Consider the following 16,902-nt stretch of genomic DNA (forward strand, 5'->3'; position numbering starts at 1 on the left):
TTAGAGCATGATGCCGAAAAGTGTGAAGCGGCTTTCGGGCGACATCATGCTCTATCTCTCAAGCGTCAGTTCGCCGGCATCGGTCCGAAGCGTATGCGGAAGCGTCGGTTCTCACGGCCCTTCTTCTCGATCTTGCCGATATGTATCTCGCCGACCTCGCCGGTCGACTTCACATGCGTGCCGCCGCAAGGCTGGCTGTCGATCGAGCCATTGTCGCCGATGCAGACCAGGCGGATCTTGCCGGTGCCGACGGGTGGGCGGACGTTCTTCGATTTGACCAGGCCGGGATTGGCGGCCAGCGCCTCGTCGGTGATCAGCCGGGTGAAGATCGGATGGTCGGCGCGCACCAGCTCCATCAGCCGGGCCGTCACATCTTCCTTGGTGAAGCCGGCGTCGGGAATATCGAAGTCGACGCGGCTGTCATCCTCGGCGACCGCTGCCCCGGTGATTGGGAAGGGGCAAACCACGGTCAGCAGGTGGCAAGCGGAATGCATGCGCATCAGGAGGTGCCGCCGCTCCCAGTCGATCAGAAGCTTCAGCTTTTCCCCGACAACGGGCAGCGCCTGCTCCGGCGCCGGCACATGGATGATCTCGTCCTTGGTCTCGCCGGTGATGGTGGCGGCGATCGCGACGCGGCCGCCATCCGTCCGCTCGAGCATGCCGGTATCGCCCGGCTGTCCGCCGGACGTGGCGTAGAAGATCGTACGGTCGAGAAGGATGCCGCCACGATCGTTGATGGCGACGACCTCGGCCTCAGCCGTCTTCTGATAGGCGTCGTCGCGAAACAGCGCTTCGGTCTTGTGCGCCATCACGCCACCTTTTCGAACGGCACGGAAATGTCGGCCTTCTCTTCCATCCAGCCCGGCACCGGGAGATTCTTGCCGCGCAGGAATTCCGGATTGAAGAGCTTGGACTGGTAGCGCGTGCCGTAGTCGGCAAGGATCGTCACGATGGTGTGGCCGGGTCCGAGCTCGCGCGCCAGCCGGATGGCGCCGGCGATGTTGATACCGGTCGAGCCGCCGACGCAGAGCCCCTCTTCCTGGATCAGGTCGAAGATGATCGGCAACGCCTCCTCATCCGGGATCTGGTAGGAGAAGTCCGGCGTGAAGCCTTCGAGATTGGCGGTGATGCGGCCCTGGCCGATGCCCTCGGTGATCGAGTTGCCATCCGATTTCAACTCGCCGCTGGTGTAGAAACTGTAGAGCGCGGCGCCCAGCGGATCGGCGAGCGCGATCTTGACGTCCTTGCTCTTGCCCCTGAGTCCGAGCGCGATACCGGCGAGCGTGCCGCCGGAGCCGACGGCCGAGACAAAGCCGTCGATCTTGCCGTCGGTCTGGGCCCAGATTTCCTGCGCGGTCGTGCGGACGTGGCCGTCGCGGTTGGCGACATTGTCGAACTGGTTGGCCCAGATCGCGCCGTTGGGTTCGGAGCGCGCCAGTTGCTCGGCAAGGCGGCCCGACAGTTTTATGTAATTATTGGCGTTCTTGTAGGGCACGGCCGGCACCTCGATGAGCTCGGCCCCCAGGATCTTGATCACGTCCTTCTTTTCCTGGCTCTGCGTGTCAGGAATGACGATAACGGTGCGGTAGCCGAGCGCCTTGGCCACCAGCGTCAGGCCGATGCCGGTGTTGCCGGCGGTCCCTTCAACGATGACTCCGCCCGGCCGCAGCAACCCGCGCTGTTCGGCGTCCCTGATGATGAACAGGCCCGCGCGATCCTTCACCGATTGCCCCGGATTCATGAATTCGGCCTTGCCCAGGATCTCACAGCCGGTCGCCTCCGAGGCCTTGTTGAGCCGGATCAGTGGCGTGTTGCCGATCGCTTCGATCACAGAACGGGGCATGCGGGATTCCTTCGTGTGTGCGGCGAGACCCTAAAAACCGGACGCCGCGGTTTCAAGGCAAGATTTTGCCTGGTCCAGTTGCATTCCGGATGGTGCAATGCTCGCGATCATTTCAACAGGTGGGGCAAGAACCGCTCTTTTCAACGGATTTCTCCGCCGCTAGAGCAGACCGGAACATTCGCGGGACTTCCCATGGCACTCTACCGGGCCAATCCGAAAGACGGTGTCGCCTGGATCACGGGCGGCAGCAGCGGGCTTGGCCGGGCATTGGCCAGGGATCTCGCCAATCAAGGCTATGCCGTCGCGGTGACGTCGCTGCCGCAGGATCCGGCCGACACGCTGATCGTCGAAACGGCGCAAATGCCCGGGCATGTGAGGTCCTTTCCCTGCGACGTGACCGACGAGCATGGCATGGCGCGCACGGCCGCCGCGATCGAAGAGCAGATAGGCCCGATCGTGCTCGCCGTCTTCAATGCCGGCAACTACATCGCCACCCCCGGCGAGAATCTGGTGGTGCGCGATTTCCATCGCTCCTTCGCCGTGAACTATTTCGGCATCATCAATGGCTTGGTGCCTGTCGTCGAGCATATGCGCCTGCGCGGACGGGGCCATGTCGTTCTGGTCGGATCGGTCACCGCCTATTCCGGCTGGCCGACAACGGCGGCCTATGGCGGCACCAAGGCCGCGATCAACATCCTGGCGGAGTCGCTGAAATACGACTTCGACAAGATGAACATCCGTGTCCAGGTCATCAACCCGGGATTCATCGACACACCTTTGACCGAAAAGAACAAGCTGCCGATGCCGGGCCTCATGCCTGTGCATCGCGCGTCGCGCCGCATGGCGCGCGGCATCAGGAAGGGCGGCTTCGAAGTCACCTTCCCGTATCACATAAGCTGGCCGTTGAAGCTGCTCGGCCTGCTGCCGCGCTCGATCGGCCGCTTCGTCATCGGCCTCACCACCCACTGGTGGGCGAGGCCGTTGCATTTCGACCGCGGGCTGCCCGGCCGAAAAGATCCGTCCCGCGACAAGGCAACATAAGCCGACGAACGGCGATTGCCTGCCGGCGGGGACGGCCATAGGTTGAGAATCATTGCTTGGAGACTGTAATGGGGCGGCGGATCGTGCTGGCGGTGCTTGGCCTTGCAGTCATCCTGGTCGCCGGCTTCTTTCTCGGCCCGCGCGTGCCGGTCGACACCACAATCCGCTTCAATCCATCGGTGATCGGCGATGATCCGCAGGCCTATCTTGCACGTGAAGAGGCCGCCGTGCCCAACATTCGCGACGGGCTCGACAAGGAGATCATCTGGGCGAACCCGATGGTCCATGCCAAGACGCCTTTGGCCATCGTCTACATCCATGGCTTTTCCGCCTCGAAGGGCGAGGTTCGCCCCTTGCCGGACGATATCGCGGACGAATTGGGCGCCAACCTTTTCTACACGCGCCTGACCGGTCACGGTCAGGACGGCGCGGCGATGGCGCAAGGCAGCGTCAACGCATGGATCAACGACTATGAGGAGGCCTTGGCCATCGGCCGGGCGATCGGCGACAAGGTGATCGTCATCGGAACCTCGACCGGCGGCTCGTTGGCGGCCTGGGCCGCGACGCAGCCGGGCACATCCGATGATGTCACGGCCATCGCGTTCATATCGCCGAATTTCGGTGTCAAGGCCTCCGGCGCCGAGTTGCTGACCATGCCCTGGGGCAAGCAGATAGCTGAGCTTGTCGGCGGCAAGGAGCGCAGTTTTCCGGCGCGCAACGCGCTGCACGAGAAGTTCTGGACCACCAGATATCCCATGAGGGCGGTGCTGCCGATGGCGGCGCTCACCAACCTCGCCTATGGCGCGCCGGTCGAGAAGGCGAAAATCCCCGCCCTGTTCATCTTCTCGGATGCGGACAAGGTGGTGCGGCCGGACCGCACGCGCGAGATCGCCGGACGCTGGGGCGCTCCGCACGAGCTGGTGCCGGTCGACGACACCGGCGATCCGGACAATCACGTCATCGCCGGCGATGTGCTGTCGCCGCAGACCACGGGTTTTCTCACCCAGCGTATCGTGGTGTGGGTGAAGGCGCTGATGCAGCAGCAAGCAGGCAAGTGAAACGAAAAACGGCCGGAGCATCGCTCCGGCCGTTTCTTTCCTCGATCAACCTTGATGGGTTCAGGCTGCCCGGTTCGCCGGACGCTTGCCGCCGAAGCGGCGCTTGTTGTTGCCCTTGAAGCGCTTGAAGCCGCCGGGCTTGTGATCGCCATTCGGCTGGGCAGCCGCCGGGCGCTCGCCTTGCGGCTTCGGTCCGCGCTCGCCGTGAGGCTTGCTGCCGAAACGCTTCTTGCCGCCGCCATTGCCCGGACGGCGGCCATCGCGACGGGCGCCGTGATGCTCGCGGTCATTGGCCGGTTCGAAATGGCGGTCGCGCTGCGGATCGGGGCTGCCGAGATGATCGGCAACGACCGGCAGCTTCATGCGGATGATGCGCTCGACCTGCCGCAGCTTGGCGTTCTCCGAAGGATCGCAAAGCGTGATCGCGATGCCGTCCCTGCCGTTGCGGCCTGTGCGGCCGATGCGATGGACATAGCTTTCCGCTTCGTCCGGCAGGTCGAAATTCACGACATGGCTGATGCCGGGCACGTCGATGCCGCGCGCCGCTATATCGGTGGCAACCAGGATGCGGACCGAGCCCTCGCGGAAATCGTTGAGCGCCTTCTGGCGGGCGTTCTGCGACTTGTTGCCGTGGATGACGGCGGCTTCGAAACCGTCGCGTACGAGATCCTTGGTGACGCGGTCGGCGCCGTGCTTGGTGCGCGAGAACACGATCACCGTGCGCATCGCCTCGTCGGCCAGCATTTTGGACAGCACCTGGCGCTTCTGTTTGGTGCGGGCGAGCACCACGCTCTGCACGATCTCGCCTGCGGTCGTGCTTTGCGGCGCGACCTCGATGCGGACCGGGTTCTTCAAAAGGCCCTTGGCAAGCTCCGCGATCTCATCCGGCATGGTGGCCGAGAAAAGTGCGGTCTGCCGATCCGGCGCGGTCGCCTTGGCGATGCGCTTGACATCGTTGATGAAGCCCATGTCGAGCATGCGGTCGCCCTCGTCGAGGACGAGCCATTTGGTGTCGGCAAGGATCAGGTCGCCCTCGCGCACCAGATCGGTCAGCCGTCCAGGCGTGGCGATCAGCACGTCAACGCCGGGGGCGATCTTTTTCACCTGGCTAAAACGCGACACGCCGCCGAGCACGAGCGCGGTCGAGATATGCGCGCCCTTGGCGAGCAGCTTGATGGTGTCCTCGATCTGCACGGCAAGCTCGCGCGTCGGCGCCAGGATCAGCGCGCGCGCCGTCTTTGGCCGGCGCTTGGTACCGAGGCCGATGATCTTCGACAGGATCGGCAGCGCGAAGGCCGCCGTCTTGCCCGAGCCGGTCTGGGCGATACCGAAGATGTCGCGGCCTTCGAGCTGCGGCGGGATCGCCTGCACCTGGATCGGCTTCGGTTCGGTGAAGCCCGCGGCAAGCGTGGCCTTCAGCAGCGCACCGCTAATGCCAAGGGCCGCGAAACCGGAGAGTTCCCCAGCGTCGTTGTCGGGGAGAGTGTTTTCGTTGGTCAAATTTATCTTCTTTCAAGCGGCGCAATCGCCGCAAACGTCAAATGGCGGCAGGGCGCAACCTGCCGTCGAAACAATCATCAGGAAACGACAAGGCGGCGGACGGGAAACGTCCGCGCGGCTGCGCTGTCGTGCCCGCGGGCTTCATGCCCCGGGGCTTTTTCGCCGTCTTGCCGATCGACCGGGGCCGACTTGAAAGAGGGAAAACAGACGCAACCAGTCTCATTCGTGGAGAAAGCCGGACATGCCGGCCCAAGCGCCTATGCCGCCGCATATGGCCGAGTCCGGCCCGAAATGCAAGGGGCCATGTTGCAATGCAGCAAAACAAGGGCGCTTGCGCTGCCCTGCCCTCGCCATTACCACAAATCACTTATCCGTTTTGGGGACCCGCGATGAAAGACGTGCTGAAGGAACTCGAGCGCCGCCGCGAGATTGCCCGCATGGGCGGCGGCAAGGACCGCATCGAGGCGCAGCACAAGAAGGGCAAGCTCACCGCCCGCGAGCGCATCGAGGTCTTCCTCGACGAGGGCTCGTTCGAGGAGTTCGACATGTATGTCGAGCACCGCTCGACCGATTTCGGCATGGAGAAGACCAAGATCGCCGGCGATGGCGTCGTCACCGGCTGGGGCACGGTCAACGGGCGCCCTGTCTATATCTTCGCCAAGGATTTCACCGTGTTCGGCGGCTCGCTGTCGGAGGCGCATGCCGAAAAAGTCATCAAGGTCCAGGAGATGGCGTTGCGCAATCGCGCGCCGATCATCGGCCTTTACGATGCCGGCGGCGCGCGCATCCAGGAAGGCGTGGCCGCGCTTGGCGGCTACGCGGAGATCTTCCAGCGCAATGTGCTGGCATCCGGCGTCATCCCGCAGATATCGCTGATCATGGGTCCCTGCGCCGGCGGCGACGTCTACTCGCCGGCCATGACCGATTTCATCTTCATGGTGCGCGATACCTCCTACATGTTCGTCACCGGCCCGGATGTGGTGAAGACGGTGACCAACGAGACGGTGACCGCCGAAAGCCTCGGCGGCGCCAGCGTGCACACCACCAAATCCTCGATCGCCGACGGCGCCTATGACAACGATGTCGAGGCGCTGCTGCAGATGCGCCGGCTGGTCGATCTTCTGCCGGCATCCAATACCGCCGAAATCCCCGAGATCGAGTGCTACCAGTCGGTGACGGACCACGACCTGTCGCTCGACCGGCTGATCCCCGACAACGCCAACAAGCCCTACGACATCAAGGAACTGATCCTGAAGGTCGCCGACGAAGGCGACTTCTTCGAGATCCAGCAGAGCTTTGCCAAGAACATCGTCACCGGCTTCGGCCGGGTCGAGGGCCGCACCGTGGGCTTCGTCGCCAACCAGCCGATGGTGCTGGCGGGCGTGCTCGATTCCGACGCCAGCCGCAAGGCGGCGCGCTTCGTGCGCTTCTGCGACTGTTTTTCGATTCCGATCGTCACCTTCGTCGACGTGCCGGGCTTCCTTCCGGGCACCGCGCAGGAATATGGCGGGCTGATCAAGCACGGCGCCAAGCTGCTCTTCGCCTATGCCGAAGCGACCGTGCCGAAGATCACCGTCATCACCCGCAAGGCCTATGGCGGTGCCTATGACGTGATGGCCTCGAAGCATTTGCGCGGCGACATGAACTATGCCTGGCCGACGGCGCAGATCGCCGTGATGGGCGCCAGGGGCGCGGTCGAGATCATCTACCGCAAGGACATCGGCGACCCGGAGAAAATTGCAGCCCATACAAAGACTTACGAGGATCGCTTCCTATCGCCCTTCGTCGCCGCTGAACGCGGCTATGTCGACGAGGTGATCATGCCGCATTCGACCCGGCGCCGTGTTGCGCGGGCGTTGCGCATGCTGCGCAACAAGGACATGCAGAACCCTTGGAAGAAGCACGACAACATCCCGCTGTGAGCAGCCGCGCCGACAAGAAATGCGAATAACCCTTGCAGCCCAAAGCCTCATTCCAGCCAAGGGGTATGGCGGAACGCAGCGGCAGGTCGAATGGCTGATCACCGAGCTGGTCAAGCTCGGGCACCACGTGGTCCTGATCGCGGCGCCCGGATCATCGCATCCGATGTGCGAGGTCCGGCATGCGGTCAGCGACGCCGAGTGCCTGGCTGCGATCCCGCCCGATACGCAGATCGTCAACCTGCATGCCTGGAAGATCGAGGTCCCCTTCCCGACGCTCAACACCGAACACGGCCATCTTCCGGATTACCCGCGGCCGCGGCAGAACTGGAACTTCCTCAGCGCCCGCCACGCCGCGCTGCATGGCCGCAAGACCTTCGTCTATAACGGGTTTCCCGTGGACGCCTACCGGCTGGCGCCCTCGAAGAACGATCACCTCTTCTTCATGGCGGCCATCGCGCGCGCCGGAAAGGGGCTGAACCGGGCGGTGGACCTCGCCAGAAAATTCGACTTCACCCTCGATATCGCCGGAGGCTCGCGCTGGAAACTGCTCGGTCGCAGCAAGACGCGCCGCGAAGGCGTGTTCTTCAAGAGCCTTTCCGCCCGCTACCGGTTTCACGGCATGGTCGATGGCCGGGACAAGTTGCGCCTGCTGGGGGAATCGAAGGCGTTCCTCAACCCCATCTCCTGGGAAGAGCCTTTCGGCATGGCGCAGGTCGAGGCCATGCTGTGCGGCACGCCCGTGCTCACTACGCCACGCGGCGCGCTGCTGGAAACGGTCGATGTGGATACCGGCCGCTTTTTCGATACCGACGAGGAGTTCGGCCGCGGTCTTGCCGAGATCGAAAGCCTGCCGGCGCAACGATGCCGCCAATCGGCGGCAGATCGGTTCCCAATCGAGAAGACGGCGAACGCCTATCTGGAACTCTATGCCCGCATCCTTGATGGCGAAGCGCTTCCGTGACAAATCACCGTCATGCTTGCCATTGGCAGCGGTTGTCCGGATCGAAAAGGTAGCGCCTGGTGCGTCCCATCCTCGTCTTCTGCCTGCCAGCGATCGGTGACTTCATCCGTTGCCATTCGGCGATCCAGGTTCTGGCGGAAAAATTTCCGGGCTGCCCGATCGATGTCACCACTTCGGCGCTCGCCGCGCCGCTGGCGCGGCTGATGCCGCATATCCGCAAGACCTGGATCGTTGAGAAACACTGGAGGCCGGGGCTTAAACAGCGGGCGCGTCTGGCGCGCGAACTCCGCAAGGAGAACTACCAAGCCGCGTATATGCTCACCAGCAGCACAAAGGCCGCTCTTGTGCCATGGCTTGCCGGCATTCCCGAACGCATTGGCTATCCGCGTGAATTCCAGTTCGGCATCATCAACCGGCTGCCGGCAGGCTGGTTGAAGAGCTTCGTGGCGTTCGGTCCGCGCAAGACAAGATTGTTCGAACAGGTCTGCACGATTGCCATGCGTGGCGAGAAGCCCACCGACGGGATGCGGTTGCCAGCGCCGCAAATGGCGGTTCCGGCCGAGGAACTTTCGGATTGGCGCGCACGTCACGGGATCGAACCGGCGAGGCCGGCGCTGGCGCTTTACACCTCGGCATTCACCAACTTCCGCTCATGGCCGGCGGAGCGTTTTATCTCGATCGCGAAGGATCACGCCCGGCGCGGCTGGTCGGTCTGGCTCATCGGCGGTCCACGCGAACGCGAGGCCGCTGCCCAGATCCGGGCAGCGTTCCCCGAGGCCGTGGATTTCACGTCGACCCCGCGGCTCGCCGATGCCATGTGCCAGATCGCCGCCTCGACCGCCTTCCTCGGCGTTGATGGCGGCCTTTGCCATGCCGCTGCCGCTTTGGGCGGACCTTGCGTGCTTATCTTCGGATCGAACCGCTCCTACGAGACCGGGCCTGTGAACGATCATGTCCGGTATATCGAGCCGCCAATTTCGACGCCGAGTTGGGTCTACCATACGCGCGACGTCAGCGAGGAAAGAGTGCTTGCAGCTTTAGCGGACGCCATGGCGCAGACGCGCCGCCTGCAGGAAGCCTGACCTTATTTCTCCGCGACCGCGCCAAAGCCGACTTCCAGCTTTGTCCGCATGCCAGCGACGAGGGGCTGTCGTTTATCGGATTTTGCTTCCCATCAATTCGCGTAGAATCGGTACCATGGCCAGAGGCAAGTCTTCGGCAATCAAACCCGGCCCAAAACGGCTGCCGGCTTCGGCATGGATCCACACTCCAGCGCAAGCCGCGTCGAAGGCCGGCATGCCTTGCGCGAGCAAGCCCGCAATGAGGCCCGCCAACACGTCGCCCGAGCCGGCGGTGGCAAGCCAGGGCGCGCCATTGCTGTTGATCGCCGCGCGACCGTCCGGCGCAGCGATCACGCTGTCGGCGCCCTTGTAGACGATCACCGCGTTGGCGCGTTGCGCGGCTTGGCGCGCCTTGGCCAGCTTCGACAGCGCCTTGTTGCCGGCAATGTCCGCAAACAACCTGCCGAACTCGCCTTCATGCGGCGTCATGATCAACGCCGGCGCATCCGGTCTGCCGGCTGCCCCGAACAGCGTCGAGGCCGCATTGCGGAAAGACGTAATGCCGTCGGCATCGAGCACGAGGCCCTCGACGCCGCCGTCCTGGCAATTCTTGGCAAGCACGGCGAGGGTGAAATCGCGCGCCTTGTCGCCGATGCCGAAGCCCGGGCCGAGGACGAAGGCTGACGGCCGGCGATCGCCGATAAGGTCATGCACGTCCTCCACCGCATCGACCTTGTGCAGCATGATCGAGGTCAGATGCGCCGCATTGACCTGCATGGCGTTCGCCGGCGACAGCACGGTGACGGCCCCTGCCCCGCTCCTTGCGGCCGCAAGCGCTGAAAGGCGCGCCGCGCCCGTCGCGGATGGTCCGCCCGAAAACACGCTCGCATGGCCGCGCTTGTATTTGTGGGTGTCGACGGCCGGTGCGGGGTAGTTCGCGATCCAGAGCCCAGGCCGGTTCTCGAAGGCCTGCGGCGCGATCTCGTCGATAATCTCGTCGCGAATGCCGATGTCGGCCAACACGATCTCGCCGCATCGCTCGCGGCCAGGCAGAAGCAGGTGCCCTGGCTTCTTTCGCGCGAAGGTAACCGTGAGGACCGCACGAAATGCCGAGCCCAGGACTTCGCCGCTTTCGCCGGAAACGCCCGAAGGCAGGTCGATCGCGACAACCGGCAGGTTCATTCCCGTCGCGATGTCGACCGCGCCCTTGGCGTCGCCTGTGAGGGGTTTCGACAAGCCCGCGCCATAGATCGCGTCGACGACCAGCGAGCCGGCTTCCGCGGCGAAGGCCGAGAGCGGGTGCTGCTCCAGAGTGCAGTCAGCCGCCGCGAGCGCGGCGTCGCTGCCTGCCCGCGGCTCGCCCGATGCCCACAGGGCCACTTCGACGCCGGCCTCGGCCAGCAGCCGCGCCACGACGTAGCCGTCGCCACCATTGTTGCCGGGGCCGCACAGCACGTGCACCCTCTTCGCGCCGGGGTAGCGTGCCAGCACGACAGCCGCGACCGCCTCGCCGGCGAGTTGCATCAATCCATAGCCATCGAGCGGCCCGGCCGCGATTGCCAGCCTGTCGGCCTCGGCCATCTCGGCCGGCGATAGAAGTTCATTGCGCATGGGATTGCCGATCTCCATGCGATCAAGCATTGTCCAGTTTTCGGTTCGACGCAAACCAGAGCGACCGCGATATTTCTTGCATATGCGGTCGCATCCGAGAGGGGGTCTGCCTGCAAATTGCGCTGTCTGCCCATTTTTTGCGCAGACGTGGGGAGGAGCCATGTATAGGGTTTGGGCGTCCATGACGCATCCGATGCAGCGGATGACGCGAATTTGCATCCGTATGCGGCATGGACTCGAAAACGCCCCTCGCCGCCTGCACTCCTCACGATTGGCACGGTTCGTGCTTGATGGAGGCGCAAGCGGGGCACACAACCCGTCTTCTTGGCAGTGGAGGCCACTTTTTACATGAAAAAGATCGAAGCGATCATCAAGCCATTCAAGCTGGACGAAGTGAAGGAAGCGCTTCAGGAGGCCGGACTGCAAGGCATCACCGTCACCGAGGCCAAGGGTTTCGGCCGCCAGAAGGGACATACCGAGCTTTATCGCGGCGCTGAATATGTCGTCGACTTCCTGCCCAAGGTGAAGATCGAGGTGGTGCTCGGCGACGACGCCGTCGAAGGCGCCATCGAGGCCATCCGCAAGGCGGCGCAGACCGGCCGCATCGGCGATGGAAAAATCTTCGTCTCCAACATAGAGGAAGTCGTGCGCATCCGCACCGGCGAGACCGGCATCGACGCGATCTGACCTTCAACCATTCCGCACGTCATCACACAGGGAAGAAATGACATGACGACAGCCAAAGACATCATGAAGCAGATCAAGGACAACGACGTGAAATTCGTCGACCTGCGCTTCACCGATCCGCGGGGCAAGCTGCAGCATGTGACGATGGATGTCGTCGAGGTCGAGGAGGACATGTTCGCCGATGGCGTCATGTTCGACGGCTCCTCGATCGCCGGCTGGAAGGCGATCAACGAGTCCGACATGGTGCTGATGCCGGACACGGATACCGTTCACATGGATCCGTTCTTCGCCCAGTCGACCATGGTCATCCTGTGCGACATCCTCGATCCGGTCTCGGGCGAAGCCTATAACCGCGATCCGCGCGGCACCGCCAAGAAGGCCGAAGCCTACATGAAGTCCGAAGGCATCGGCGACACCATCTATGTCGGCCCGGAAGCCGAATTCTTCGTGTTCGACGACGTCAAGTACAAGGCCGATCCCTACAACACCGGCTTCCGCCTTGACTCGACCGAACTGCCGTCCAACGACGACACCGACTACGAGACCGGCAATCTCGGCCACCGTCCGCGCATAAAGGGCGGCTATTTCCCGGTGCCGCCGATCGATTCCTGCCAGGACATGCGCTCGGAAATGCTGACCGTGCTCGCCGAGATGGGCGTGCGCGTCGAAAAGCACCATCATGAGGTCGCCGCCGCCCAGCACGAACTCGGCATCAAGTTCGACACGCTGGTGCGCAACGCCGACAAGATGCTGATCTACAAGTATGTCGTGCACCAGGTCGCTAACGCCTATGGCAAGACGGCCACCTTCATGCCGAAGCCGGTGTTCGGCGACAACGGCTCGGGCATGCACGTCCACCAGTCGATCTGGAAGGGCGGCAAGCCGACCTTCGCCGGCAACGAATATGCCGGCCTGTCGGAGAGCTGCCTCTACTATATCGGCGGCATCATCAAGCACGCCAAGGCGATCAACGCCTTCACCAACCCGCTCACCAACTCCTACAAGCGTCTGGTGCCGGGCTACGAGGCGCCGGTGCTGCTCGCCTATTCGGCGCGCAACCGCTCGGCTTCCTGCCGCATTCCGTTCGGCTCCTCGCCGAAATCGAAGCGCGTCGAGGTCCGCTTCCCCGATCCGGGCGCGAACCCCTATCTCGGCTTCGCCGCCATGCTGATGGCCGGCCTCGACGGCATCAAGAACAAGATCCATCCGGGACAGCCGATGGACAAGGACCTCTACGACCTGCCGCCGAAGGAATTGAAGAAGATCCCGACCGTCAGCGGCTCTCTGCGCGAAGCGCTGCAGAACCTCGACAAGGACCGCGGCTTCCTGAAGGCCGGCGGCGTCTTCGACGACGACCAGATCGACTCCTATATCGAGCTGAAGATGGCGGAAGTCATGCGCTTCGAGATGACGCCGCATCCGGTCGAGTACGATATGTACTATTCGGTCTGAGCCGCTACGTTTTCGAAAAAAGGGCCCCGGCAAATTTTTGCCGGGGCCCTTTTTATGTCCAGATGCTTGGAAGTTGCCATCGGCATGGCAGGATGTTCACGAAAAAAGCCCCGGTGGTCTTTTCCACCGAGGCTTTCTTCATCGATAGGCTGACTGCGGGCCGCAGCCCGCGCCGATAAGGGGATCAGGCCGCGGCCGAGACCTTCGCGTCGGTCGAAACCTGCGAGATCGTCTTCAGCACCTGCGAGGCGATCTGGTAGGGGTCGCCCTGGGAGTTCGGGCGGCGATCTTCCAGATAGCCCTTGTAATCGTTCTTGACGAAGGAATGCGGCACACGGATCGAAGCGCCGCGATCGGCGACGCCGTAGGAGAACTTGTTCCACGGCGCGGTCTCGTGCTTGCCGGTCAGGCGCTTGTCGTTGTCCGGACCGTAGACGGCGATGTGATCCATCAGGTTCTTCTCGAACTGCGCCATCAGCGCCTCGAAATAGGCCTTGCCGCCGACTTCGCGCATGTACTTGGTCGAGAAGTTGCAGTGCATGCCCGAGCCGTTCCAGTCGGTGTCGCCGAGCGGCTTGCAGTGGAACTCGATGTCGATGCCGTATTTCTCGGTCAGGCGCAGCAACAGGTAGCGCGCCATCCACATCTGGTCGGCGGCCTTCCTGGAGCCCTTGCCGAAGATCTGGAATTCCCACTGGCCTTTCGCCACCTCGGCGTTGATGCCTTCATGGTTGATGCCGGCGGCGAGGCATAGGTCGAGATGCTCCTCGACGAGCTGGCGCGCGATGTCGCCGACATTCTTGTAGCCGACGCCGGTGTAATACGGGCCCTGCGGCGCCGGATAGCCGCTCTCCGGGAAGCCGAGCGGGCGGCCGTCCTTGTAGAAGAAATATTCCTGCTCGAAACCGAACCAGGCGTCCTCGTCGTCGAGGATGGTCGCGCGGCTGTTCGACGGGTGCGGGGTGACGCCATCGGGCATCATCACCTCGCACATGACCAGGGCGCCGTTGGTGCGGGCTGGATCCGGATAAACCGCCACGGGCTTCAGCACGCAGTCCGAGCTGCGGCCTTCGGCCTGGTTCGTCGACGAGCCGTCGAAGCCCCACAGCGGCAGCTGCTCGAGCGTCGGGAACTCGGCAAACTCCTTGATCTGGGTCTTGCCGCGCAGATTGGGGGTCGGGGTGTAGCCGTCGAGCCAGATATACTCGAGCTTGTATTTGGTCATTCCAGTGCCTCTCGTTGCTTGGATGCCGCCATGGCGGCATCAACGCATGGCCGGACCGAGCCGGCCTGCCGATGGTTAAAAAGCAAGTCGTATGCCACTCCGATCTTGCAGGGTGCGGCAAAATGGTCAGGGCAAAACGTTGATTTTGTTGAGCCGTCTCAGCCGTGCTTTCGGATCGTTCAGAGACCGATGTTGCTCAAATAACGAGCATAAGATGATCTTTTTATGGGCATATTGCCTAAAGGAATCGCAGAACCTATTTTGATGGAAAGGTGAATCGACACGCTCCTGGAAAGACAAGGAGAACCCGCAATGCAAGTTACGCCATCGCGTCCGTCGGCAAAAATTCTGATGTTCCCGCTTGCAGCACGCAAGTCTGCCTCAAATTTAGGCGCCAAGGCCAAATTCGCGGCAGAGCTTGCAGCGCTCCGCGGCGAACTGGCCGACTTCGACGGCTGGTACCACGAAGCGGCGGTCGAGGAAGAGAACAAGCAGCGCAAGAGCTGATCGCCTCTTTGAATTCAGGAACGGAAAAGCCCGGCGCGATCGCTCGCGCCGGGCTTTCTGTTTAAGCGGATGGTCGAGATCACTCCTTGGCATGCAGGTCGGTGCCGAGCGTATCCCTGACGAAGATCATGCCGATGATGAGCGACATCGCCGCGATGATCACCGGGTACCAGAGGCCGTAGTAGATATCGCCCTTATAGGCGCTGAGCGCGAACACCGTTGCCGGCAGCAGTCCGCCGAACCAGCCATTGCCGATGTGGTAAGGCAGCGACATACCGGTGTAGCGGATGCGGGTCGGGAACATCTCGACCAGGATCGCGGCGATCGGCCCATAGACCATGGTGACGAACAGCACCAGGATGAACAGGATGCCGATCGTCAGCGGCCAGTTGATGGCCGCCGGATCGGCGGTCATCGCGAAGGCGCCGCCGCCCGGGATGTTGTAGACGGTGACTTCCGGCGCGCCGGCTGCCTCGTCCTTGGTCAGGAGCTTGTCGGCGATCGCCTGATCGGTCTTCACCGTCGTCTTCTCGCCACCGCGGATGGCCGCGGCGTCGAGCTTCAGTTCCGGATTGGCCGCGATGAAGGCGTCGAGCTTCTGGTCCGGCACCTTGGCCGCGGCGCGCTTCAGCGGATAGCCGCCGTCCTGCAGCGATATGTTGACCGCCTTGACGAAGGCCGCGTCCTTCGCCTTGGCCTGATCGCCTGCGGCAACGGCATCATAGGAATTCACCGTCTCGTTGCCGATCTTGACCGTGGCAGCCGTGCCGGGTGCCGCCGTCGCGACGACGTCGTAAGGCACCGAGTTCTTGGTCAGGAACGACGTCGCGATATCGCAGGAAGTCGTGAACTTCGCCGTGCCGACCGGATTGAACTGGAACTTGCAGTCGCCGGGCGCTGCCGTCACCGTCGCGCGAGTGTTCTGCTGCGCGGTGGCCAGAGCCGGATTGGCGGCCCAGGTCAGCGCCTTGAACAGCGGGAAGGTACAGACGACGCCGAGCGCGAGGCCGGCCATGATGATCGGCTTGCGGCCGATCTTGTCCGACAGCCAGCCGAACACGACGAAGAAGATCGAGCCGACGGCAAGCGCGATGGCGATCATGATGTTGACCGACCACGCGTCGACCTTCAGCACGTTCTGCAGGAAGAACAGGGCATAGAACTGCCCGTTGTACCAGATCACGGCCTGGCCGGCGGTGAGGCCGAGCAGCGCCAGCAGCGCGATCTTGGCATTCTTCCACTGGCCGAAGGCTTCCGACAGCGGCGCCTTGGAGCCCTTCCCCTCATCCTTCATGCGCTGGAAGGTCGGCGACTCCGAGAGCGACAGCCGGATCCAGACCGAGATGGCGAGCAGGAAGAACGAGACGATGAAGGGAATGCGCCAGCCCCAGGAAGCGTAGGTTTCCTTGCTGAGCGAGCCCTGGACGATCAGGATGACGATCAGCGACAGGAACAGGCCGAGCGTCGCCGTGGTCTGGATCCAGGACGTGTAGTAGCCGCGGCGGTCGTCCGGCGCGTGCTCGGCGACATAGGTCGCGGCACCGCCATATTCGCCGCCGAGCGCCAGCCCCTGCAGCATGCGCAGCCCGATCAGGATCACCGGCGCCGCGATGCCCCAGCTGGCGTAGCCGGGCAGCAGGCCGACCAGGAAGGTCGACAGGCCCATGATCGTCATGGTGACGAGGAAGGTGTATTTGCGGCCGACGAGATCGCCGATGCGGCCGAACACCAGCGCGCCGAACGGGCGCACGAGGAAGCCTGCCGCAAACGCCAGCAGCGCGAAGATGTTGCGCGTCGCCTCCGGGATCGCCGGACTGAAGAAGGTCGAGCCGATGAAGGCGGCGAGCGAGCCGTAAAGGTAGAAGTCATACCACTCGAAAACGGTGCCGAGCGACGAGGCGAAGATGACCTTCTTCTCCTCCCGCGTCATGCCGCGGCTGGTTCTGCCGGCGGTCGAAGCCATTGCCATTGATAAATCCTCCCGTGAGATCCCGTCTGTCCTCCGAGGCTGCGCGCCACCATCCGCGCACCTGC

At 63.3% G+C, this 16,902-nt stretch carries 14 protein-coding genes; 8 read left to right on the top strand and 6 right to left on the bottom strand.

The window, feature by feature from the left end:
* Positions 1-65 precede the first annotated feature (65 nt).
* Positions 66-809 carry an alanyl-tRNA editing protein gene (locus RFM41_RS10780; protein ID WP_320245225.1) on the bottom strand — a complete coding sequence of 248 codons (744 nt, stop codon included), beginning with the start codon at positions 807-809 and terminating at the stop codon, positions 66-68.
* Positions 809-1,843 (bottom strand): cysteine synthase A, encoded by a 1,035-nt coding sequence (locus tag RFM41_RS10785; RefSeq protein WP_320245226.1) that lies wholly within the window; start codon positions 1,841-1,843, stop codon positions 809-811. The genes RFM41_RS10780 and RFM41_RS10785 overlap by 1 nt, the downstream gene beginning before the upstream one ends.
* 192 nt (positions 1,844-2,035) lie before the next feature.
* Between RFM41_RS10785 and RFM41_RS10790 the strand changes: the two genes are divergently transcribed.
* Together RFM41_RS10790 and RFM41_RS10795 are read left to right on the top strand one after the other, a co-directional pair.
* Positions 2,036-2,884 carry an SDR family oxidoreductase gene (locus RFM41_RS10790; RefSeq protein WP_320245227.1) on the top strand — a complete coding sequence of 283 codons (849 nt, stop codon included), beginning with the start codon at positions 2,036-2,038 and terminating at the stop codon, positions 2,882-2,884.
* Positions 2,885-2,952: 68 nt separating this feature from the next.
* Positions 2,953-3,942: an alpha/beta hydrolase gene (locus RFM41_RS10795; RefSeq protein WP_320245228.1), complete on the top strand. Its 990-nt coding sequence runs from the start codon at positions 2,953-2,955 to the stop codon at positions 3,940-3,942.
* A 60-nt stretch (positions 3,943-4,002) separates the two neighbouring features.
* Here RFM41_RS10795 and RFM41_RS10800 read toward each other — a convergent pair whose 3' ends face one another.
* Entirely contained in the window at positions 4,003-5,442 is a 1,440-nt protein-coding gene (locus RFM41_RS10800; protein ID WP_320245229.1) for a DEAD/DEAH box helicase, read from the bottom strand.
* Positions 5,443-5,831: 389 nt separating this feature from the next.
* Here RFM41_RS10800 and RFM41_RS10805 point away from each other — a divergent pair, with 389 nt between their 5' ends.
* The 3 genes from RFM41_RS10805 to waaF are packed head-to-tail and all read left to right on the top strand — an operon-like array spanning position 5,832 to position 9,407.
* On the top strand, positions 5,832-7,364 hold the full coding sequence (locus RFM41_RS10805) for an acyl-CoA carboxylase subunit beta (protein WP_040982977.1): 1,533 nt from the start codon (positions 5,832-5,834) through the stop codon (positions 7,362-7,364).
* Between the two features lie 19 nt (positions 7,365-7,383).
* Positions 7,384-8,325 (top strand): glycosyltransferase, encoded by a 942-nt coding sequence (locus RFM41_RS10810; protein WP_320245230.1) that lies wholly within the window; start codon positions 7,384-7,386, stop codon positions 8,323-8,325.
* A 59-nt stretch (positions 8,326-8,384) separates the two neighbouring features.
* On the top strand, positions 8,385-9,407 hold the full coding sequence (waaF, locus tag RFM41_RS10815; RefSeq protein WP_320245231.1) for a lipopolysaccharide heptosyltransferase II: 1,023 nt from the start codon (positions 8,385-8,387) through the stop codon (positions 9,405-9,407).
* Positions 9,408-9,479: 72 nt separating this feature from the next.
* On the opposite strand, the gene RFM41_RS10820 is transcribed toward waaF, so the two are convergent.
* A complete protein-coding gene (locus RFM41_RS10820) occupies positions 9,480-10,997 on the bottom strand; it encodes an NAD(P)H-hydrate dehydratase (protein ID WP_320245232.1) in 1,518 nt (505 codons plus the stop codon).
* 348 nt (positions 10,998-11,345) lie between these two features.
* Between RFM41_RS10820 and RFM41_RS10825 the strand changes: the two genes are divergently transcribed.
* Both RFM41_RS10825 and glnA read left to right on the top strand, forming a co-directional pair.
* Positions 11,346-11,684, top strand: coding sequence for a P-II family nitrogen regulator (locus RFM41_RS10825; protein ID WP_320245233.1), 339 nt, complete (start codon positions 11,346-11,348; stop codon positions 11,682-11,684).
* A 42-nt stretch (positions 11,685-11,726) separates the two neighbouring features.
* Positions 11,727-13,136 (top strand): type I glutamate--ammonia ligase, encoded by a 1,410-nt coding sequence (glnA, locus tag RFM41_RS10830; RefSeq protein WP_320245234.1) that lies wholly within the window; start codon positions 11,727-11,729, stop codon positions 13,134-13,136.
* A 184-nt stretch (positions 13,137-13,320) separates the two neighbouring features.
* Here glnA and RFM41_RS10835 read toward each other — a convergent pair whose 3' ends face one another.
* Positions 13,321-14,361, bottom strand: a complete 1,041-nt coding sequence (locus RFM41_RS10835) for a glutamine synthetase beta-grasp domain-containing protein (protein WP_320245235.1) — start codon at positions 14,359-14,361, stop codon at positions 13,321-13,323.
* A 312-nt stretch (positions 14,362-14,673) separates the two neighbouring features.
* Here RFM41_RS10835 and RFM41_RS10840 point away from each other — a divergent pair, with 312 nt between their 5' ends.
* Positions 14,674-14,868, top strand: a complete 195-nt coding sequence (locus RFM41_RS10840) for a DUF2735 domain-containing protein (protein WP_320245236.1) — start codon at positions 14,674-14,676, stop codon at positions 14,866-14,868.
* 79 nt (positions 14,869-14,947) lie between these two features.
* Here RFM41_RS10840 and RFM41_RS10845 read toward each other — a convergent pair whose 3' ends face one another.
* Positions 14,948-16,837, bottom strand: coding sequence for an MFS transporter (locus tag RFM41_RS10845; protein WP_320245237.1), 1,890 nt, complete (start codon positions 16,835-16,837; stop codon positions 14,948-14,950).
* Positions 16,838-16,902 lie beyond the last annotated feature (65 nt).

Source organism: Mesorhizobium vachelliae, assembly GCF_033977325.1.
GTDB lineage: Bacteria > Pseudomonadota > Alphaproteobacteria > Rhizobiales > Rhizobiaceae > Mesorhizobium > Mesorhizobium vachelliae.